The 20,652-nt window shown below is 47.1% G+C and carries 24 protein-coding genes; 19 read left to right on the top strand and 5 right to left on the bottom strand.

Translation table 11 applies throughout. From position 1 onward, the window contains the following. The first annotated feature begins 584 nt into the window (after window positions 1–584). The 16 genes from CWM47_RS40045 to CWM47_RS14315 all read left to right on the top strand — a co-directional run bounded on the left by CWM47_RS40045 (window position 585) and on the right by CWM47_RS14315 (window position 14,304). Window positions 585–953: a PD-(D/E)XK nuclease family transposase gene (locus CWM47_RS40045; protein ID WP_317046734.1), complete on the top strand. Its 369-nt coding sequence runs from the start codon at window positions 585–587 to the stop codon at window positions 951–953. Window positions 954–970: 17 nt separating this feature from the next. Further along, window positions 971–1,438 carry a hypothetical protein gene (locus tag CWM47_RS40040; protein ID WP_317046733.1) on the top strand — a complete coding sequence of 156 codons (468 nt, stop codon included), beginning with the start codon at window positions 971–973 and terminating at the stop codon, window positions 1,436–1,438. A gap of 321 nt (window positions 1,439–1,759) precedes the next feature. Further along, entirely contained in the window at window positions 1,760–2,212 is a 453-nt protein-coding gene (locus CWM47_RS14370; protein WP_100988643.1) for a hypothetical protein, read from the top strand. Between the two features lie 299 nt (window positions 2,213–2,511). Continuing rightward, entirely contained in the window at window positions 2,512–2,952 is a 441-nt protein-coding gene (locus tag CWM47_RS14365; protein WP_100988641.1) for a VOC family protein, read from the top strand. A gap of 195 nt (window positions 2,953–3,147) precedes the next feature. Beyond that, complete coding sequence (locus CWM47_RS38140) at window positions 3,148–3,285, top strand: hypothetical protein (protein ID WP_157815968.1); 138 nt, start codon at window positions 3,148–3,150, stop codon at window positions 3,283–3,285. A 50-nt stretch (window positions 3,286–3,335) separates the two neighbouring features. Further along, window positions 3,336–3,596 carry a redox-active disulfide protein 2 gene (locus CWM47_RS14360; protein WP_100988639.1) on the top strand — a complete coding sequence of 87 codons (261 nt, stop codon included), beginning with the start codon at window positions 3,336–3,338 and terminating at the stop codon, window positions 3,594–3,596. Continuing rightward, window positions 3,593–3,742, top strand: a complete 150-nt coding sequence (locus tag CWM47_RS38135) for a hypothetical protein (RefSeq protein ID WP_157815967.1) — start codon at window positions 3,593–3,595, stop codon at window positions 3,740–3,742. Before CWM47_RS14360 ends, CWM47_RS38135 begins: the two co-directional genes overlap by 4 nt. A gap of 402 nt (window positions 3,743–4,144) precedes the next feature. Further along, window positions 4,145–4,399, top strand: coding sequence for a hypothetical protein (locus CWM47_RS14355; protein WP_100988637.1), 255 nt, complete (start codon window positions 4,145–4,147; stop codon window positions 4,397–4,399). A 193-nt stretch (window positions 4,400–4,592) separates the two neighbouring features. Further along, window positions 4,593–5,084 carry a DUF6624 domain-containing protein gene (locus CWM47_RS14350; protein ID WP_240625905.1) on the top strand — a complete coding sequence of 164 codons (492 nt, stop codon included), beginning with the start codon at window positions 4,593–4,595 and terminating at the stop codon, window positions 5,082–5,084. 163 nt (window positions 5,085–5,247) lie between these two features. Then, the gene (locus CWM47_RS14345; protein ID WP_100988635.1) at window positions 5,248–6,369 is read left to right on the top strand and encodes a Gfo/Idh/MocA family protein; all 1,122 of its coding nucleotides are present in this window, start codon (window positions 5,248–5,250) and stop codon (window positions 6,367–6,369) included. 346 nt (window positions 6,370–6,715) lie between these two features. Further along, window positions 6,716–7,957, top strand: a complete 1,242-nt coding sequence (locus tag CWM47_RS14340; protein ID WP_206170676.1) for a PQQ-dependent sugar dehydrogenase — start codon at window positions 6,716–6,718, stop codon at window positions 7,955–7,957. A 492-nt stretch (window positions 7,958–8,449) separates the two neighbouring features. After that, window positions 8,450–8,818 carry a YtxH domain-containing protein gene (locus tag CWM47_RS14335; RefSeq protein WP_100988634.1) on the top strand — a complete coding sequence of 123 codons (369 nt, stop codon included), beginning with the start codon at window positions 8,450–8,452 and terminating at the stop codon, window positions 8,816–8,818. A 159-nt stretch (window positions 8,819–8,977) separates the two neighbouring features. Further along, window positions 8,978–10,012 (top strand): hypothetical protein, encoded by a 1,035-nt coding sequence (locus CWM47_RS14330; RefSeq protein WP_100988632.1) that lies wholly within the window; start codon window positions 8,978–8,980, stop codon window positions 10,010–10,012. 365 nt (window positions 10,013–10,377) lie between these two features. Then, the gene (locus CWM47_RS14325) at window positions 10,378–11,382 is read left to right on the top strand and encodes an ABC transporter transmembrane domain-containing protein (RefSeq protein ID WP_100988630.1); all 1,005 of its coding nucleotides are present in this window, start codon (window positions 10,378–10,380) and stop codon (window positions 11,380–11,382) included. Then, window positions 11,375–12,727: an HlyD family secretion protein gene (locus CWM47_RS14320; protein WP_100988629.1), complete on the top strand. Its 1,353-nt coding sequence runs from the start codon at window positions 11,375–11,377 to the stop codon at window positions 12,725–12,727. Before CWM47_RS14325 ends, CWM47_RS14320 begins: the two co-directional genes overlap by 8 nt. Next, window positions 12,724–14,304, top strand: coding sequence for a TolC family protein (locus CWM47_RS14315; RefSeq protein WP_240625904.1), 1,581 nt, complete (start codon window positions 12,724–12,726; stop codon window positions 14,302–14,304). The genes CWM47_RS14320 and CWM47_RS14315 overlap by 4 nt, the downstream gene beginning before the upstream one ends. 90 nt (window positions 14,305–14,394) lie before the next feature. On the opposite strand, the gene CWM47_RS14310 is transcribed toward CWM47_RS14315, so the two are convergent. After that, entirely contained in the window at window positions 14,395–15,060 is a 666-nt protein-coding gene (locus CWM47_RS14310; RefSeq protein WP_100988627.1) for an arginine-tRNA-protein transferase, read from the bottom strand. Between the two features lie 73 nt (window positions 15,061–15,133). Continuing rightward, a complete protein-coding gene (locus CWM47_RS14305; protein ID WP_100988625.1) occupies window positions 15,134–16,339 on the bottom strand; it encodes a DUF6371 domain-containing protein in 1,206 nt (401 codons plus the stop codon). Window positions 16,340–16,649: 310 nt separating this feature from the next. Between CWM47_RS14305 and CWM47_RS40225 the strand changes: the two genes are divergently transcribed. Beyond that, entirely contained in the window at window positions 16,650–16,967 is a 318-nt protein-coding gene (locus tag CWM47_RS40225; RefSeq protein WP_100988623.1) for a LytTR family DNA-binding domain-containing protein, read from the top strand. A 107-nt stretch (window positions 16,968–17,074) separates the two neighbouring features. Next, on the top strand, window positions 17,075–17,296 hold the full coding sequence (locus CWM47_RS14295; protein WP_100988621.1) for a hypothetical protein: 222 nt from the start codon (window positions 17,075–17,077) through the stop codon (window positions 17,294–17,296). 171 nt (window positions 17,297–17,467) lie between these two features. On the opposite strand, the gene CWM47_RS38130 is transcribed toward CWM47_RS14295, so the two are convergent. Together CWM47_RS38130 and CWM47_RS14290 are read right to left on the bottom strand one after the other, a co-directional pair. Then, on the bottom strand, window positions 17,468–17,638 hold the full coding sequence (locus CWM47_RS38130) for a hypothetical protein (protein ID WP_157815966.1): 171 nt from the start codon (window positions 17,636–17,638) through the stop codon (window positions 17,468–17,470). 116 nt (window positions 17,639–17,754) lie between these two features. Then, on the bottom strand, window positions 17,755–18,399 hold the full coding sequence (locus CWM47_RS14290; protein WP_100988619.1) for a deoxynucleoside kinase: 645 nt from the start codon (window positions 18,397–18,399) through the stop codon (window positions 17,755–17,757). Between the two features lie 128 nt (window positions 18,400–18,527). Here CWM47_RS14290 and trhO point away from each other — a divergent pair, with 128 nt between their 5' ends. Beyond that, window positions 18,528–19,514 carry an oxygen-dependent tRNA uridine(34) hydroxylase TrhO gene (gene trhO, locus CWM47_RS14285; RefSeq protein ID WP_100988617.1) on the top strand — a complete coding sequence of 329 codons (987 nt, stop codon included), beginning with the start codon at window positions 18,528–18,530 and terminating at the stop codon, window positions 19,512–19,514. A gap of 70 nt (window positions 19,515–19,584) precedes the next feature. Here trhO and CWM47_RS14280 read toward each other — a convergent pair whose 3' ends face one another. Next, a complete protein-coding gene (locus CWM47_RS14280; RefSeq protein WP_100993876.1) occupies window positions 19,585–20,559 on the bottom strand; it encodes a phytanoyl-CoA dioxygenase family protein in 975 nt (324 codons plus the stop codon). Window positions 20,560–20,652: the final 93 nt, after the last annotated feature.

Here is a 20,652-nt window from a genome sequence, read left to right as displayed (position 1 = left end):
AGGAATTGCTAAAAAAGTAGATACCAAAAATATGGCTACAGGTTATGTTTGAAAGTATCTCAGAGATGCTAGTGTGGATGATGCTTCTGATCTACTTTTCTACCCTCGCTTACATAAGAGGATGGAGGAGTGATTTTTTGGAGAGGATCAATAATCCCTCAAAGCACGATTGGTTCACTCGCTATATGCGTTGGCTACATCAAGATTATTTTTTGATTGCGGTAATTTTTATAGTTGTCTTTCTTTTGCTGGCTGGCAAGCGCTAAGTCAGGTCTCGTGTGACAGGCAGCACGTCCCGAAGGTGAGTTTTCAGCCCAACATGACGGGTGTGTAAAGGTGCAAGTGGTTTGTGTTCAGGTGAGTTGTGCGCTCACCATCAACACCCGTAGTCGTTGGGTGAACTGGCCATGAAATGTTTACAAGGCGGGTTACCGACGACAGTGGAGCAACGAGTTAGTTTAACTGTTGCTCATTGGTGGGTTACGTGTGACAAAGGAGATGAAACATTAAGTCGGTTCTGCCTTTCATTTCCGGGTCGTATTTGACAAGGTCAACGTATTCGACGTTTACGCTAACTTTGCTACATGGAGACAGGCGTTTACATTCCCATTATTTCAGATTACGGCTTCAAAGCTACTTTCGGTAACGAAGCTGACAGTTTGTTCCTTCGTACAGCGTTGCAGGCCCTTATCAAATCGGATACACCTATCCGAGAAGTACATTTCGATAAAAATGCTTTCGAGGCTCTGACTATTGACAGCCGGAGTGGCATTTTTGATTTAGCCTGTACCGACGAAAATGGTAGTCAGTTCATTGTCGAAATGCAATTAGGTTTAGCCCCACATTTTGTGCAACGCATGAAGTTTTACGCCCTGCACAATTCAATACCGTTGTGGAGCGGGGCGAATTCGATTATGCCAATCTGCCTAAGATTTACGCCATCGCCATTTTAGCCAAGAACATTTTGCCAATGACCCATTTTCACACCGTTGCCAACCTGCGAAGTGAGGAGGGTGAAATCATTGACAATCAGATGACGTTTATTACGGTAGAATTGGCTAAGTTTAACAAGCAAGTAGCTGATATAGAAAGTGATTTAGAAAAGTTGGTTTATACGATGAAGACGCTCCATACGACCGAACCCACGCAGTATCCAGCCTTTTGGAATGAGGAATGGCTCAAACGAGCTATTGACGAATTAGATACGCGCAAGATGACCCCGGAAGAACGGGCTTACTTTGCCCGTGTGACAGCAGCTAACGCCGAAGCAGTTAAAGCAGAGAAACAAAAAATTCGTGAGGCAGTAGAGAAGAAGGAAGTGGAATCCATAACTAAAGCACTCAAGGGCGGCAAACTCTCAGTTGAGGAAATTGCGGAGTACAATGGGACTTCTATCGACGTTGTACTTGAAATTCAGCGACGAATTGCTGGTGTTTAAAAAATATTCCATCTCTCTGGCGACAGGCTGCTTGCCGCAAGGTCAACGTCGGCAGCCCAACCGGCCATGTGTGTAAAGGCTCCTGCGTCGCCATCAGCACATGGTGGCGTTGGGTGAACCAGCCAAAATGGGAGTCATGGGCGGGTTACCTGTGACAGGATAAGCGTCTCGCAAGGAAATTTTAGACTCGTTTGGCGGGTTTGGGCTGACACGAGAGACGCCCCAATTAGGCCAGCTAAAAAGAGAGTTTCCCAAGTCTTCGGCGACAAGCCAACCGCCCCGACAGGTAAGCCTTTGAGTTTATATAGTAATCAGTTTAAAATGAAACAAAATTCAAAAAGACGGCTGCTGTTACCCTTAATATTGACTGCTGTGTTTGTGGCTTCTTCGTTTGCCCCAATCTTACAGATATACATCATGACTTTTGATGGTTATCTAGTTGCCTCAATCAATAAAGTCTTTTTATCAGATAAGCCAGGGCAAATATTTACTGCCAACTTATTAGCGAACTTGCCTCCTTCTTTAATCTTCTTGTTTCTAGTGTATAAAACCGAAATCAAAAGTATAAGGGTCACCGCAGCCATTTTTTTAATGGCGTTTATGAATGCTTTTATACTTTTTCTGATTGGGGACCTTAATGAAGATAGTGAACCATATTTTCTGATTTTTTTAATAGCGAGTTTAATCAGTAGTTCAGTATTGTTTTTCATTTCTATTTTTCGGCCTTCGGGCGACATTGAGCACGTCCCAAAGGAAGATTTGCAGCCCAACTAAAACAGGTATGTAAATATTGAAAGTACGTCCGTTTTTTTGAGTAGCTTGCTTACCATCAACACCTGTGGGTGTTTGGTGACGGACCCATGCATTGAGTTAAAGGCGGGCTACCTTCGACAAGCCGTACGTCTCAAAAGTGCAGATTTTGGCTCGTTAGCCGGGTTACGGCTGACATAGTAAACACACCGGTTAGGCAGGTCTGGGCTTGCATTTTCGGGTTGCGGTTGACAAGCCGAATTCTCCCCTAATTTTAGGATAGGACTACCAAAATATTCTTTCAAGACTCAATCGTAAATGAAATGACACAACCAATAATCAAACTCAATCCCCATCTTTTCTTTGGCGGCAATTGTCGGCAAGCAATGGAGTTCTATAAAAGTATTTTTGGTGGAGAGTTAGTGCTCACGCCCTACGGACAAGGACCACCAGACGCTCATAAAGACCCTAAAGCAAACAGTGAGGAGATGAAATCAAAGGTTATGTTCGCTAAACTGAGTGGCGTTATTACCCTTTTGGCCAGTGACAACCCTCATAATACTGAAACTAAAAATTCAGGCCAGTTCGGGTTATCGCTCGAAGGTTCTGACGAGTCTGCATTCACAGACTACTTTAACAAGCTGGCAGAAAAGGGGCAGGTAACGGCCCCGTTAATCAAGCAGTTTTGGGGGGATACGTTTGGGATGGTTACTGACTTGTATGGAGTAAACTGGATGGTTAATATCACCGCAGGTAGGGACTAACTCAGTGACAAGAAACTATTCTAACTGTCATAGTTTTCGTTCCACACAAGGTAACTTTCCATTGACAGGAAGCCCGTCCCAGAGGAGAATTTCCAGTCCAACATGATGAGTGTGTAAAGGTCTGTGTTTTATGCGTTTAGTGGAGTTTCGCGCCCACCATGAACACCCGTTGGTGGTGGGTGGCAGGGCAAGGATATGAGTAAAAGCCAGGTTTCGGGCGACAATGATGCCGCCCCAAAAGGCAATTGGTTTGGCTCATTGGCGAGTTTCGGTCGACAAGCTGACCACCTGAATTGGGTCAGTTTCGGTCTTCACAGTCCAGCCCTCCGCTGACAGGCTCCCTCTCCCATGAAGTTACCTTATTCTTATCCTAAATTAAACAAATGAAAAACCAGAAAATTCAGGAGATGAGCAACGAAGCCTTGCTCAAACGTAAGAAGACTACAGGATTTGTGACAGGCATATTGTCCGGGATGCTAATTGCAGGGGTAACTCTATCAATATTTTTATGGGTTAAGCAGGGTTCCAGCGTTGCCCTTCCTTTACTGGTAACCTTTCTTGCCTTATCCTCTATTGTGTGGATTAACATAAATGATTTACACTCTGTAAAGAAAGAATTACAAATTCGAAACGCAGAGCATTGACTACGCTCCGCGTGGTGTCGCTTCCCGATGACAGGCTAAACGCTCCCAAAGGATGCCCGGCAACCCAATCGAACGGGTATGAAAAAGGGCAAATGACTCGTATTCAGGCCAGTGAATCGCCCACCGTCAGCCCCTTGGGGAGTTGAGTGATGGGCCAATGGCGGGAGTTGAAGACGTGTTACTTGTAACAGGTTTCACGTCTTATTAGGTAGACGTTTAGCTCGTTGAGCAGGTTTAAGTTGACGGTGCGAAGCCACTGCAAAGCAAGTCTGCCATCCAATTTTGAGTTACTTGCGTCAACGTAAATGCCTTGACAGGGCAAAATCTTTTTGACAGATGAACACCTTAGAGGTGGACCAGTTGAGGAGCCAACTTTGCCGAAACCAAGCCGCCATTGTAAACAGTAGTTATTTTTTATGGGCAAGCCTAAGTTTACTGGTTTGGTTCGGGCCCATCCTGTTAGGTACTGCCTTTTATAATGTGCTATTCATAGTCAGGATAAATAATTAATCTTACACGTGTTTTATTTCAAAGTCAAAAATTAAGCTATGCTAGCCAGTAAAGACTACTCTAAATTGACACGTGACGAATTAGTGTTAGAAGAGAAAACATTGAAATCACAAAAAATCACAACTGCTGTGTTCATCGGTTTTTTAGTTGGCATTGCTGTTTGGTCAGCTACACATAAAGGTTTTGTCCTTCCTGTTATATTGCTACTTGGTGCTTTTCTACTTGGGTCTAGAAATCATCAAAATCTGAAGAGCGTTCAGGCAGAAATAAACCGCAAGGATACAATTCGCTAATTAGTCCCTAAGTAACACGCTAGGGCGGATAGGCTGGCTGGCCTGGCAAACGTTTCCGGTAAAACTGATTTATATGCTATATCCTGAAATTGCCAACGATTTGATCGAACGACGCGGGCACGATCTTGACGTTAAGTAACGGCTTGTTACAGAAGGTAAGCTATTTCGGGTCTATAACCCGGAAATAGAAGCGGTGCATCTCGATAATGCCCGGCGACTTCAGGAAATCATTGTCCACATTGGCTGGCCAGCTCAGGAACAAGTTGGAGAGGAAGCCAGTCAAGCCGCCTGGTTGCTGGTTCAACATGCGATCAGCCTGCCTTCATTCATGAAAAGTGCTCTTACTTTAATGCAGGAGCAGGAAAAGACAAGGACTATCAATCCCGTCAGTATGGTATTTCTGTCAGACCGGATTGCCATGTATGAGGATCGTCCCCAATCTTATGGAACTCAGTTTGTAAGCGACGAACAAGGTATACTTTTGCCTTATCGGCTTGATGATTCTGTCGACCAGGTGAATCAACGTCGGCTGAAGTTAGGGCTAAATAGCATTGAGGAGCGACTACTTGAATTGACAGCTCAAATGGAAGTTGAACAAGAAGAACAACCAGCAGAAAACGACAAACATTTGCAGTTGGAAGAGTATTATGCCTGGCGCAGAAAAGTTGGATGGATTTCGACTTAGGGTCTGTACTCGATGCGATTTGACAGAATGACGTAATCCAGCCCTGGCGCTCGATTACGTTTGTCCCTTCTTTACCCCGCCCGTGGAATAAAAGCACTGGCTTCAGGGTGCTCCCCTACCTTTGTCAGGCAGAACTAAACAGCTTTCAAAAGGATCTCCTACAATGGCCACTCTTTCAAGACGCACTTTTTTCGGGCAAATTGGCTGGGGGCTTGGCGCATCCATGATCTTGCCGTCCCTTTCGGCCATGACTCCGGAAGAGTATAACGGTTTTGACAACAAAAAATTAAACATTGCACTCTGCGGATTAGGCCGTTATGCCAACGTTCTCAAAGGAGCGATACCGGCGTCGCAATCCTGTCGTCTGGCCGGTATCGTCACGGGCACACCTGCAAAAGCGGCTCAGTGGCAGCATGAGTTCAGCATACCGACTAAGAACAGCTATACCTACCAGAATTTCGATCAAATCGCGAACAACCCGGATATAGACGTAGTATATATTACGCTTCCAAACGGATTACACAAAGAATTCACCCTCCGGGCTGCCAAAGCCGGTAAGCATGTTATCGTTGAAAAACCGATGGCGTTTACCGAAAAAGATTGTCAGGAAATGATTGATGCCTGCCAAAAAGCAGGTGTGCAATTAGCCGTTGGTTATCGCTTACACTACGACCCTCACCATATTGAACTGAAACGACTAGGCCAAAACAAGGTCTTCGGACAGGTACGACTAATTGAGGCTTCGTTAGGCTATCGGTTAGCCGGTATAAGTCCTGATGACTGGCATTTGAAAAAAGCCATAGCGGGCGGTGGGCCATTGATGAATCTGGGCGTTTATTGCGTTCAGAGCAGCCGATACGTGTTAGGCGAAGAACCAATAGCGGTTACGGCTCAATTTGGGCCTGTTACCATGCCTGATCTGTTCAAAGAGGTGGAAGAAAATATCACCTGGCAGCTTTACTTCCCCAGTGGAGCTATTTGCACGTCCTCCTGCACATCGAACTGTAATATCGATCGATTTTTTGCATCGGCAGATGAGGGCTACTTTGAACTGGAACCCGCTCTGAGCTATGGTCCGTTTAAAGGTCGTACCAGTGAGGCAGTGTTTAATTTCCCCGTTGTCAATCAGCAGGCAGCTATGGTAGATGATATTGCCAAACACATCCTGTCGGCTAAACCTTTACCAGCTCATATATCCGGAGAAGAAGGCAAAAAAGATATGAGAGTACTAGAAGGTATTTATCAGGCAGCAGCCAGTGGCCGGAAGGTGAATCTGGTGTACTAATTAAAATACACCCAGCCCCTACTTACCCCTCTTTTAAGGGTAAGTAGGGGCAATAATTTACAAAGCAATCAGTAGTAACAAGACAAAGGGTGTCTTTTCGTTTTACGTCTCAATTGCGCTAATACATAACCGGTTAAGCCGATTGTGTACAGTTGGTCGGATAAATAGGGCATTTATCGACCAACTGTTTTGTTGAGAAGTCTCTAGGTATTCCAGTACGATCACAAGTGCTGACGTTTACGCCTGTCCCAATGGCCCTGAATAAATCCATGCTACCAAATGAACCAATCATCAAACAAGATTGGCCAGATTCTTAACCAACAAAAACAATTTTACTTGTATGAAAATGAAGAAAATGAGTTCCCTATCACCCTATGTATTGGCTTATTTAACTGTTAGTGCGTTAACAGCCTGTGGTCAGAATGCTGCTAATCAGCAAACAGCATCGACCAGTGGGGCAACTGCACCAGTCGAAACCAATGCCCCTAACTCGACTTATAAACCAGCCTTTGCGGGGCAAACCCGCATTACCAGCGTCAAAACGACCACCCCATATGAGGGTAAAGTGATGACCGAAGCGCTCAAAAGTCCCTGGGGCATAACAAGTTTGCCCGATGGGCGGCTACTCATTACTGAACGGGAGGGTACTATGCGGCTGGTGACGCCAGCCGGTCAGGTTAGCATCCCAATTACGGGCCTGCCAACTGTTAATTCGTCGGGACAGGGCGGTTTGCTGGGCGTTCGGGTCGATCCGGATTTTGCGACCAACCGCCTGGTCTACTGGGTATTTTCGGAACCCCGGCCAGATGGGAATCTGACAGCCGTTGCCAAAGGAAAACTATCGGCCGATGAGACGAAAATAGAGAATCCAACGGTCATCTACCGCGCCACGCCCGCTTATAAGGGTACGCTGCACTACGGCGGTCGTGTGTTGGTTGGTCAGGACGGGAATCTGATTATCAGCACCGGCGAACGCTCCGATCTAGTGACTCGCCCGCAGGCTCAATCGCTTAACTCTGGACTGGGTAAAGTTATTCGAATCACAAAAGATGGTCAGCCCGCATCCGGGAATCCCTTTGCCAACCAGGCTGGTGCCCGCCCGGAGTTGTATTCATATGGCCACCGCAACGTGCAGGGTTTGGCGGTCAATCCAGTTACGGGCGATATTTGGGAGAGTGAGTTTGGCCCACGCGGGGGCGATGAAATCAACCGGATTCAACCCGGCAAAAACTATGGCTGGCCAACCATTACCTACGGCATTGAATACAGTGGACAAAAGGTAGGCCAGGCTATTCAGCAAAAGGAAGGATTAGAGCAGCCTGTGTATTATTGGGACCCGGTAGTATCGCCCAGCGGCATGACCTTTTACAACAGCGATGCCATGCCCGAATGGAAAAATAACCTGTTTGTTGGCGCATTGAGTGGTATGCACATTGTTCGACTCGTTATTGAGAATAACAAAGTAGTGGGCGAAGAACGGCTGATGTCGGGTGAGCAACAGCGTTTTCGGGATGTTACGCAGGGAAATGACGGGGCTTTATACGCCATCACCGATCAGGGCAGACTATATCGTATTGCCAAAAAGTGATCGTTGCACATACTTTTTCCCGATTAAGTAGCGTATATGACGGAAGAAACCTTGAACTAAATTCAGTTGGATTTTGTCAGAAATACCCGAAACCTCCCCTAAGGAATCAAAGCCAACTGCCCGACATATCAAAAAATTAAATTCTCCTCAAAGGCCAGCATTTTCCTGACGCTTTTTATACCAATAAACCCCTGGATCGACTGGTTCAGGGGTTTATTGGTATAAGTATCTAGTTGAAAGCTATCTTTTATACTAGCACACTAACCAGACACAGTTTATTTAATAGTCTATCAGATAGACCTATAGGGTCATATTTCCCCGTATTGCGAGTAAAATTACCCAACTATATATACTTACTAATTGTGTAAAAATACGTAAACTACTTAGTTTCAGTAACCTACTGAAATATGAGTAATGTGGTACGGTTTTTTCCATACCAGCCGAAACACGATCATAAATAAATCGTACTAAGTTTATTAAATCATACATACTATGAGATTCACAATACGAAAACAACCCCAGGATTATCTCACCGACCAGCGTTATTTATCAGGTCTGCTAACAGGTCTTGTTGCTGGTCTGGCAGCAGGCTTTCTGTTTGCCCCGCGTTCTGGCAAAGAAACCCGAAGCCAGATTGCAGGCGCAGTAACGGATCAAACCAAAGAGGTTAAGAACCAATGGGATAAAACGAAGGATCAGGCCAGAGAAGCTATTGAGCACATCAAGACCAATGTAGGAATCACTACCAGCAAAGCTGAGGACGAGCTGGAAACCTTGTCAAATAAAGCTCAGGACAAGGCAAAACAATTTGCCGAGGATGCTAAATCGGGAATCGATAAGGCAAAAAATGCACTGACATAGGCAAACCGCCTGAACGATAATTACTATTTACTCAACGTTAAGGAAAGAATCCCCGGTTCCTTGCGAGTCGGGGGTTCGCTTTTTCAAATCGATTAACATCGGCCGGACAATACCTGGTCAATCAATTTACAGAATTAGTCAACTAACATCCCAAATCGTATGCAATCTACTTACTCAACGAATCCAGCTCACTCAGTAAATCCAGGCAGCTTTATGAAACGCATTTCCTGGAGTGCCATATTCGCCGGCGTCCTTGTCACCATCGTAGCCCAAATGCTGTTCACCCTGTTGGGTTTGGGCATTGGCTTAAGTACTGTCGACCCCGTAGCGGAACAGAACCCGGCCGCTGGACTGGGAACGGGAAGCGCAGTCTGGTATATCATAAGCAGTCTGCTTTCTTTGCTAATGGGCGGATGGATAGCCGGTCGGCTGGCTAGTGCACCCCGGCTTTTTGATGGAATTATTCACGGTGTGTTGACCTGGTGTCTGGCCACGTTGGTCACTATATATTTTCTAACAACGACCCTGGGCAGTCTCATTGGTGGAGCAGGTCGTTTAGTAGGTAGTCTTGTAAGCACGGCAGGGTCTGCGGTTGCGGCCGCTGCGCCGGGCATCGGAAATGCCGTTCAAGGTCAGCTAAAAGAGAATGGAATTGATTTAGGGAACCTGGATTTGACTGACCTCAAAGAGGAAGCAAACAAACTTTTACGGCAAACGGGCGATCCAAAGTTAAACCCCAACACACTGGAACGCAAGGCCGATCAGGCAGGTCAGGAAAGCAAATTAGCCGTCAACCGGGCTGTAACAGATCCTCAGGCCACCGATGACCTGGTCAGTGGATTGTTCAAGCGCTTATTTAAACAGGGTCAGTCTACAGTTAATAGTGTGGATCGGGAGGATGCCGTGAATGTTGTTATGAAACGGACCGGGAAAAGCCAGGCTGAATCCGAGCAAATCGTCGACAACTGGATCAACACCTACAAACAGGCAGCTGTCAAATTCGAGCAGGCGAAAAAGGAAACCGAAATACAGGCCCGTCATACAGCTGATGCAGCCGCGTCGGCTGCGTCGAAGGCCGCTATCTTTGGCTTCTTCGGCCTCCTGATTGGCGTAGTGGCTGCTGGCTATGGTGCTAAACTGGGAACAGCGTCGAAAGACGAAGCAAATACGCTGGATCGTCCTATCCGGCACTAGATATACTTGTGCGGTTATAAATAAATTCAGGCTGTCTTGATTCATCCAGATAGTCTGAATTTCTCTTTTTAGAGGTTATTATCTTTTCTGCTGGCTCCTTTTCGCACCAAATGAAGGATGCAGACAGAAAAGTTTACAAAATAAATGCCTATGTATAATACTAGACTTTTCGTGGCAGTATTAAGACTTTACCAGTAAAAAATGAATAATATTTTATAAATACTCGATTTTATCCTACGAATATAAAGGACACTGCGGTAGTTATGAGTTAAGTACAAAAGATACCGTCTGAACCTAAAAGTACTTAAGCCGTTATTACATAAAGGCTTTTAATGTCTTTTTAATCTCAACATTACTCCATCATCATGTCGGTTATTTCGCAAGTGCAGCCTCCTCCGTCGTCTTTGCAGCGGTTAATGAGACTACTGGGCACCGAACGAAAAGATATAATTTATATACTCTTATTCGCTATCATCACAGGGTTGATTGGCCTGACATTACCGCTGGGAATCCAGGCGGTGTTTAATCTGGTAGCCAGCGGTATGCTTTTTAGCTCTATTTACGTAATGATCGGGCTGGTCATAGTTGGGGTACTGGTGGGAGGCATTCTCACCATTGTGCAGTACACACTGGTGGAGATTCTCCAGCAACGGCTATTTGCCAAAGCTGCTTTCGAAGTTACACATCGACTACCCCGCATTCAGCCGGAGGCCCTCAATGCCTATTACCCACCCGAGCTGATGAACCGCTTTTTCGACGTGGTCACGCTTCAGAAAGGTATGTCTAAAGTGCTGATCGACGTTCCGGCAGCTGGTATCCAGATTATCTTCGGCATCATACTGCTCTCGTTTTATCATCCTGTTTTTCTGGGTTTTGGTCTAATCACCTTGCTGGCTATTTATGGTATTATTCGCCTGTTCGGACCAGAAGGCACCCGAACCAGTATCAAAGAATCCAGTGATAAATACAAGGTGGTCGACTGGCTCGAAAACTATTCATTGGAGGTTACCGGGCAGCGCCCTCCGGATAGCAGCACGACCCCTATCCGCCAGATTGATCAACGGTTGGCCTACTACATCGACCATCGAAACGACCATTTCAAGGTCCTGAAGCGCTTTTTTTATAGCTCAGTTGCGTATAGAACGCTGGTTACGGGCGGCCTGCTCATTTTGGGCACCTCACTCGTCGTTAGCCGACAACTATCGCTGGGCCAGTTCGTTGCCTCAGAACTCGTTATCGTACTCATTACCGGAGCTGTTGAAAAGTTAACCTCAAGCATCGATACAGTCTTCGATATGCTGGCCGGGGTTGAAAAAATTGGTGCTATCACAGATTTGCCCTTAGAAACCGACACGCCCACTCATGCTTAATATATCCAACCAATCCATTGACGCTGAGAACGTGGCGGACCATCCGCTGAAAACGATTGAGAAACTGCCTCATCCCCGAAGCAGTCGCCGACTAGGCCGCTGGATGCTGTTTTTTCTGATCCTGACAATTATTGTAATGTTCCTGCCCTGGCGCCAAAATATTAGCGGTACCGGTAGTGTAACAGCACTGACACCACAGGATAGGCCTCAATCTCTTCAGAACGCCATTGCTGGTCGAATTGAAAAGTGGTCGGTTAGGGAAGGACAATTCGTCCGGAAAGGCGATACGCTGCTCATTATTTCCGAGATAAAAGACGAGTATTTCGACCCTAATCTTCCGCAACGGCTCAACGAACAATTAGAAGCCAAGCAAGGGACTAAACTGGCAACGGAAGCCAAGATCAAAGCATTGGATGGTCAGCTCCTGGCCATAGGCACAGGCGTCAGGGTAGACCTTGCCACTGCCAGAAACCGCGTTCGGCAAAGCCAGCTGGAGGTGCGTATTGACAGCGCCGATCTGATTGCCATTCGCCGGAACTACCAGATTGCAGTTTCCCGACTCGAACGATACGAGAAGGGGTTTCAGGACGGGCTGTTTTCGTTAACCGATCTGGAATCTCGGCGGCTTACCATCCAGTCAGAGTATGCAAAGGTTGTTACGCAGGAAAACAAGCTGGACGTAACCCGTCAGAAACTAGCCAATGCCCGGCTTGACTTGCAGATCATTCAGGCCAAATATGAGCAGGAAATAGCTAAAACAATGTCGGACCGAAGTTCGGCCGTGTCCAGCAAAGCCAGTGCCGCGAACGAGATCGCGATGATGCGCAACAAGATCAGCAATGTCGATGTCCGACGGGGTATGTATGTTATTCGGGCACCCCAACAGGGGTACATCGTCCGATCCCTCAAAGCCGGTATTGGCGAAACGATCAAGGAAGGAGAATCCATTGCCACCCTGCAACCCGCCAACCCGACAATTGCCATTGAATTATACGTTCGGGCTATGGATGTACCCCTGATTCAACAGGGGCGCATGGTTCGGCTGCAATTTGATGGCTGGCCCGCGATCCAGTTTTCGGGTTGGCCAGCGGTCGCGGTCGGGACCTTCGGCGGTCGGGTCGATGTTATAGATGTCGTTAACAGCACCAACGGTATGTATCGGTTATTGGTCAGACCCGCAACACTACCCGGCGATCAGCCCTGGCCCGCACAACTACGCATGGGATCGGGTGTGGTTGGCTGGGTTATGCTCGACGATGTACCCATCTGGTACGAACTGTGGCGACAGCTCAATGGATTTCCACCCACACTCAAAGAAGAACCTGAAAAGGCCAAACCCCTATGAAGCCATACGTTTTCCTCCTCGCCGGGCTTTGGGTCCTCTGGGTCGGGACAACACGAGCCGTAGGCCAGACACGTCCCATCCAGCCCCCTGTTGCTTATCCGGCACCTCTGCCCTCCGCCGTTTTATCGCGTACGGCCATAAATACGATGGAAACATCGACCGGAAAAGCACCGTCCGCAGCATTTGCCCTAACCCCGGTTGATTCGGAGAAGGTGTTTACCGCTGACGCCTTTTACCAGGTTATTTTACAGCATCACCCCCTTGTTAAACAGGCAGCCCTGTTGAGTCAGGAGGCCCAGGCCATGGTGCAGCTGGCGCGGGGTGCTTTCGACCCCAACTTGTTTTCGACCTACAATCGGAAGAACTTCGGAAATACGCTTTACTACGATAAATGGCAGTCGGGCCTTCTGGTGCCAATACTGCCAGGTGGTCTGGACGTAAAAATGACCTATGATCGCAATACCGGCGAGTACCTGAATCCCGAAAACAACGTCCCTCCTACCGGACTGGTAGCCGTGGGGCTGAGCGTACCCATCACCCAGGGGCTGCTTATCGATGCACGTCGTAATACATTACGGCAGGCTCAGCTAGCCATTAATCTGGCCGACGCCGACCGACTTTCGTTGATTAACAAAACGTTATATGAAGCCGCTCAGGGATATTGGAACTGGTATCTGGCTCATCAGCAATACCGCTGGACACAACGCGGGTACGAGCTGTCCCAGGCTCGTTTTCTGGCCATTCGCCAACGAGTGTTGATTGGCGACGAGGCCCCTATTGATACGACCGAAGCGCTGATTACCGTTCAGAATCGGCAGGTGCAGGTACAGCAGGCATTAGTCGACCTACAGAATACCCAACTAAATCTGACAACGTTCTTGTGGCGCAGTCAAAATGGATCGTCTCCTGAGCCAGTCGACTTACCCCCGATCGTTTTTCCACAAGCCGCTTATGTTAACCTGGTGAGCCCGGCACAGTACGACGAACTGCTCAGTCAGGCGTTCAAGCAACACCCCGATTTGGTCAAATTAGCATTCAAACAACAGCAGTTAACGCTGGAGGAACGGTACAGAAGGGCGTTGCTGTTACCCAAGGTAAAGGTGGAAGCCAGTTTACTCAGCCGGGGACCACTGGCATCTGCCGCTTATGATGCAACCAATACATACAGCTTTCAACCCGACAACCATAAGATTGGCATAGATCTGGCCTTCCCTTTGTTCTTACGGGCAGAGCGCGGAAAACTTCGTCAGATACAAATTCAGAACCAGCAGATAGGCCTTGAGCGTCAGCAAACTGGCCGTGATATTCTCACGACGGTCCAGCGTGCCTGGAATGAACTGGCCATGTTAGCGCAGCAGATCGTTACTCAACAGCAGACGACGGCCAACCAGCAAACCCTGGTGCGGGCCGAGGTGAATAAATTCCAGTTAGGAGAAAGTTCGCTTTTTCTGGTCAACAGCCGCGAAGCAACATTGATCGACTTCCAGATCAAGCTGGAAGACTTACGGTCAAAGCACCAGAAAGCACTTGCCCGTTTATGGTATGCCGCAGGTTCCAGTCTAAGCACCCGTCAATAATTACCCCACTTACGATCCACGGTCAAAGACCATTTCAACATACAACAGTCTTTTGTGACCTTTGATCGAAAAAGTTAGTACTGTACCTTACTAATGTCCATTCATTATTTCGGCGGCCAGCACATTAACTGTTTGCCACGAAAAAGGATACCATCGGTCGCGGTTGGCGTCGAATACTTCGGTAGCAGTTTCGCAGGCAAATAACTTGTAGTTGAATTTATCGTAGTTGCTGGCCAGATAGCCGGGGTAGTAGTAGGTTTTGTGTTGCTGTCGGGCGTAGCTAATTTTCTGGAGCATCAGGTACTTTCCCAGGCTATGTTTTCGGTAGGCCGGGTCGTAAAAATTCATGATACCGGCAATACTTTGAGCCCCGGAATCAAACACGCCCACCGCTATCAGGGTATTGTTGTCTCTCACTTCTACGGCATAGGTGTCGAACATGGTAAAAGTAGCCCCATCCAGTAAGCAGGATTCAACAGTCTCCGGTGCATCAAAATTTATTCCGGCCTTGTAGGTAGTATAAAGTACCTCAATTTCCGGCGTAATGACCAATGGTTTGACGTCTACCGAAAATTTTTCGTTGATACGAAAAAGCCGGGTTTGTTCTTTGCCGAAAATTACATTCGCCAGGTCGATACGTAACCAATGAACAGGGCAAACAGCATTCTCAAACAGCACAGCAAAACAGGTAAACACATCCTGCTGCATCCGAAAATACCCCTTGCTTAAATATAAATCCAGCTTACTTCCTCTCATTGTCCGGTACTTCTTTTTTGCAGCCGCAGTCAATATAAATAACCAATTCACGCCAGTCAATTTTATCAGAAACTTATTCGCCCCAATCGGGTGGATACTCTTTCCACTGTTCGAGCAAAAAATCAGCCAAATCAAGCCCTGCTGCCTTTTCGACTTCGGTTGCATTATCTTCCAGATAGGTGGACACGGTAATATTGAATCCTTGTGCGAGTAGTTCACCGGCAACCCGATTCCAGCGATCAAATGCACTGCCATCCTTCGACAGATCGGGGAATAGCTCAATTTTTCGCCCCCGCAGCGGAGCCAGCCGTTCGGCGTTTAGATACGACAGGGCACCCACTGCCAGCCAGATAAATCCCGGAAAATAAGGTGTGCCAATAACTGCCGTTTTGGGAGCCTCTACAATCGCTACCGGCTGGTCGGCGGGGGCGGTAAGGAGTTGGGGCAGTCCAAACAAACAGGGTGACTTTTGAACGTCGTTCCGCTCATCCAAATAGGCCGTTAACCAGTCTGGATAGGGTTGGTTTTGCCGATCACAACGCCAGGCGTAGGCCGAATGCACCCAGGTTGTCCGGGTTCGTTTTTCGCCATCTTTAACTACGTATTTGACTGTATGAAAGGTGTCGTCAAATAACTTGATCTGACCTCCGCGAATACGTTGGCGTTCATCAATATACCAGAAAACGCACGCTCCCGGCCATCGTCCGGATGTGCCAATATTGAATCGCTTCAGCAGATTATCGGCAACACCGGCCCCAAAATGACGACGCAGCAGCCAGGCAAACTGATTACGCTCATAATGTCCGAGCGACTGTTGAAGCACTTCGTCAGGAATGGTAAATACCTGGCTTTGCTGAGCTGATCCGGCCACAACCGGCCCAGTTTCGGGTTTGTCGAACAGGAACTGGGCCACCCGTTCGGCCTGTTCGAGTGTGGCATTTTCCTCACGTATCAGGTTGGAAATTATGCTTTGCTTCGTGTCGCCATTATACTTCTGGCGGGCGGCTATTGAAAACCATAGTTTAGGAATTGGCCCGATACTGGTACGCGCTTTCACTTCGTCGTAATATGACAACCCCGAAGGCCCTTTCTGATAAGGGTTCAGGTGATACCCGCAGTTGCTTTCGCGGTCGCAGCGCCCATATATATCGGGAAGTGGTTCGCCTGTTTGCGTGTCGATGTATCGACTGAGCGTTCTGCGGTGTTTGGGACCGCAATTCGGGCAATCCGTTTTAATTGCTTTTTTTGGTAGCTGATAACGAAAGGTTGAAGCGGCCATTCATCAAAAGTATACGTTTTACGTCTTACAATAGTAGTTCACACAACAGTAAAGTTGATTCGTTAGCTGGCCTGATTTAGCCATTTACTGCTATAATTAACTCATTTTAAAGGCGTCTGTTTGTCTAATTTTCTAATTATAGACTACAATTATTCATGCTGATACAATCCCCGGCCAATCTATACCAATCCTACTACCGATTACTAAATATCCTGACGTATAGAGACATAAGTTATCTACTGGACGCAATAGACTGTCGTTATTTAGTAATTTTCGATGGTTATTAGTTACTTATTGACTCCCCACTAATATGAAACGAGTTCTGTTACCTGTGTCTTCGTTTGTCACTCATCTGTCTGGTGAGGGCAACTATACTTTTTGCCATCTTATTGATGGTAAAAAGCTATTAATTTCAAAAACACTCGCCATTTGCCTGGACGTTTACCCTTCTTTCATTCGTATTCACAGAACCTATGCAATAAATCCAGACTTTTTGGATTCTTACCGCAGGCCCAGTTCCGATGTTGGGGAAGTTCATCTGGCTGGTGTCTGGCTTCCCGTTGGCCGAAGAAGGTTAAGTTCAGTGTTCAAGCACGTTAAACGGTTGAGCAGCCAACTGAATAACTAGGTAAGATAAAGGCCATTGCCGATATGTTTTCGCTTATCTTTCAAATAGTATAAGCTATAAGCATCATGGGTGAGAAAACGGCTTTACCAACTTTAACGGATTGTGCAATGAATCCACTTCCGGCTAACATACCCTTGCTAGTCAATATCGCTAAAGAAACGGGTCATACCTATGCTGACGCTTTCGCCGTCTGGCAGGTATGCAATCATCAAAAGGATGCTTATCTTATTGTGGATACTGTACTTTGGATCGCCAGGCGCCATAACATTGCCGTAATGGCAGCTTTTGACTTATATAAAGGCATCGAAGATCAATTTGGGCAGCTATAAATATTCCCAAAAAGAAACAATAAAGCCTGGCTTGTTTACTACAAACCAGGCTTTTTACATTAATGGGTTAGTTAGCTGATGAAAGCATGTGCTTGTGACTTACTCAACCCATGTTGGTAACGTTATTAGGAAATGCGAATATCCAGAATGGCGAACTACGGAGTTTTGTGCTCATTTTTTCTGTCGATAAAGTGCAATTTGGATACCCACCGCTATCGCTGTTATTACCCCCTGAGTGGCAAAGGAAATAATATGCAGTTTTGCCAAAGCAAAAGCACCCACCACAAGAACGGCAGTGGCGATGGCCAGCACAACTGGGCGTCGATAATAAGGGTCTTTCATAGTCAAGATGGTATAATGAGGCAATCCGAATTACTCTACTAACCGTATATACTTGTTTTTCCGCTCTCCACACGACAGGTCGCTTTACCCTTGAGGCAGGGTAGCGACCTGTTTTTTCAAGCTTTTAGGCTTAACCGGTCTGCGATCTGACGTAGAATCTCAGCAAGGTCAGCGGGGTTTTGCGCAAAATCCATTGTATCGACTTCTAGAATTAACAGCGGCCCAAGTTGATAAGAGCTGGCAAATTCTTCGTACAACCGATTTAAATTGCTCAGATAATCCTCACTTATAGACTGCTCAAACACCCTGCCGCGCTTCTGTATCTGCTGCCGAAGCTTCGGCAATCCAGCCCGCAGATAGATCATCAGATCGGGCGGGCGAACAAGACTTGTCATATTTGTAAACAACTCGCGGTAGGTCTCAAAATCACGCTCAACCATGTCGCCACTCTCGTAAAGATTGCGGGCAAAAATGGCGGCATCTTCATAGATCGTCCGATCCTGTACCACTGTATGCTGGTGACTTTGACTGGTCTGGTTGGCTCGTTGTATATCAACAATACGTTTAACCTGCGCAAATCGGCTATTCAAGAAATAAACCTGTAAATTGAACGCCCAACGGGGCATATCGTCGTAGAAATCAGCCAGATATGGATTCCCGTCTACGGCTTCATATAAAACTTCCCATCCATAGTGTCTGGCTAATTTTTCGGCCAGCGTTGTTTTACCAGCCCCAATGTTTCCTGTAATCGCAATGTGCATAAAAAGAGAGAAATCGAACCAATGAACTTTCGCAAATTGGGTTTAATTTTGTCATAGAAAACGATTGAGTACCATTTTTTCTCGTTTTGCTGTTTCGACAGCCTAATTTTTGCCTTGTTTCCGTAACCATGAAGCCCTACAAAGTCCTTCTATATTACTTTTATTCGCTCATCGACAATCCCGAACAATATCGGGAAGAACATCACTTATTGTGCCTGCAATTGAATTTGCTGGGGCGTGTGATTGTAGCACCTGAGGGGATAAACGGCACTATTTCCGGCCTCACCGCTGATTGTGAAGCCTATATGAATACGCTTAAGGCTGATCCTCGTTTTACGGGTATTGCGTTCAAGGTCGACGAAACCGACACTCATACATTTCAGAAACTGCACGTTCGCGTAAAAGCCGAGATCGTCCACTCCGATCTGCCCGTTGATCCGCTTCGGCAAACGGGTATTCACCTTGAACCAGAAGAGTTTCGGAAACTTAAGGACGATCCGGATGTGGTATTAGTCGACATGCGGTCGAACTACGAACATGAGGTAGGCAAATTCAAGGGGGCCATTACGTTTGACATGGAAAATCTGCGCGAACTCCCCGACCATGTTCACGAACTCGATCACCTTCGCGACAAAAAAATAATAACATACTGCACCGGCGGTATCAAATGCGAAAAGGCCTCGGCTTATCTGTTAGCGCAGGGTTTTGAGAATGTTTATCAGTTGCACGGCGGCATTATCCGATATGGACTGGAAACAGGTGGCGAAGATTTCGAAGGCGAATGTTACGTATTCGACAACCGGGTAACGGTGCCGGTCAACCACATAAACCCCGTTACGGTTTCTGTATGCTTTCGCTGCAACAAGCCCACCAGCCGCATGATTAACTGCGCCAGCCCTCTTTGCAACAACCACATTACGCTTTGCGAAGAGTGTGGTAACGAACATGGCGGCACCTGCACCAATGCCTGCAAACAAGACCCACACCTGCGTGCTTACGACGGTACGGGCTATTATGGAAAACAAACACAAAGCTACTCCCCTATTCAGGGCTACAAAAGTCGGCAGGGCCAGCGAACAGAGGTAAATCTAAGCGGTAGTCCGCTGGAGGCCTAATCATATCTGCGCCTACTTAGTTGAGTGATGTCGGTCACATGTGGCATCACTCAACTAAGTAGGTGCTCATCTAATCCCATTTATCCAGTCCAAGGAGTTTTTTGCCCAATGGCGAGAGTTCGGCCGTTTTACAACGCTCCTTCTCCCAGTTACGGGGATCGCCGGGGAACGCGTAACCTTTGGGAGCCTGCCGCTCGCGCCAGGACATAACTCGCCACTGCCGCAGGGCTTCGTTATCCTCCTCGGCAGGCATCATTGAAATATATTGAGCTATCCGTACTTTGTCGGTCGAGCGATTTGGCCGTATGCCGTGGGGCTGAGTGCTGTTGAAAATCAGCAGGTCACCCGCTTCCATTTTTACTTTCACGAAGTCGAAACCAGTGGTATCGGGTTTGAAATGGTCGCGATCGTCGGGCTGGGTCAGCTTCCAGGTATCGTAGGTGCGGTAGAGTTCGGGTAGGCACTGAAAACCACCCATATTCTCGTCGGTCTGATCGGCAAGAGCCAGAACACCCTGCACATTTTGCGGACGGGTTTCGGGATCATAATCCCAGTGAATAAATCCCTTGAAGTCGTAACCCGGCCGCACAGGTAAATTCAGGTTGGCCCGGTCGATGGTTACCCATAATTTCTCCGTGCCCCAGATATCAACGAAGGCGTCGTAAACCCGCGGGTACTGGCGGTTGTCCCATTCCAGTTGGTGATTATAAAGTTCCACCATTCCGCTGTTTGTCAGCTCTTTCATTTTCATTTCGGCGCGGGGCGGAGCATACCAGGTAGCCTGATCGGTCGGGTCTTTTTCTTCAAACTCCCAAATGAATTGGGCCAGTCGTTCGGCATTTTCTTTCGGCACTGCCTGTTTAATAACGATGTAGCCGTTTTCCTTCCAGAATTGCCAGTCCTCTTCCGATAAAATGCGCAGGGGTTTCCCGTTTGAGCGGTCACTCAAGTTGATTTTGCTACTTGTGGCTGTAGATGGATTTCCGGGAATGTCTACGTGGGCATTATCAGGAATCATAGTGGCAGTAGGACCAGTAGGTTGCATTGTTTCCATGAGACAATAAGATGTTTAGGGGAGTTTGTTGACTCAAAGTTAGTTGATTAACGGCCACTGCTGGTAGAACGATACTAGCCCCTT

The organism is Spirosoma pollinicola, assembly GCF_002831565.1.
GTDB classification, from domain to species: Bacteria; Bacteroidota; Bacteroidia; order Cytophagales; family Spirosomataceae; genus Spirosoma; species Spirosoma pollinicola.
Note: the sequence above shows the minus strand (reverse complement) of the source record. Positions and strands in the feature narration are given on the sequence as shown.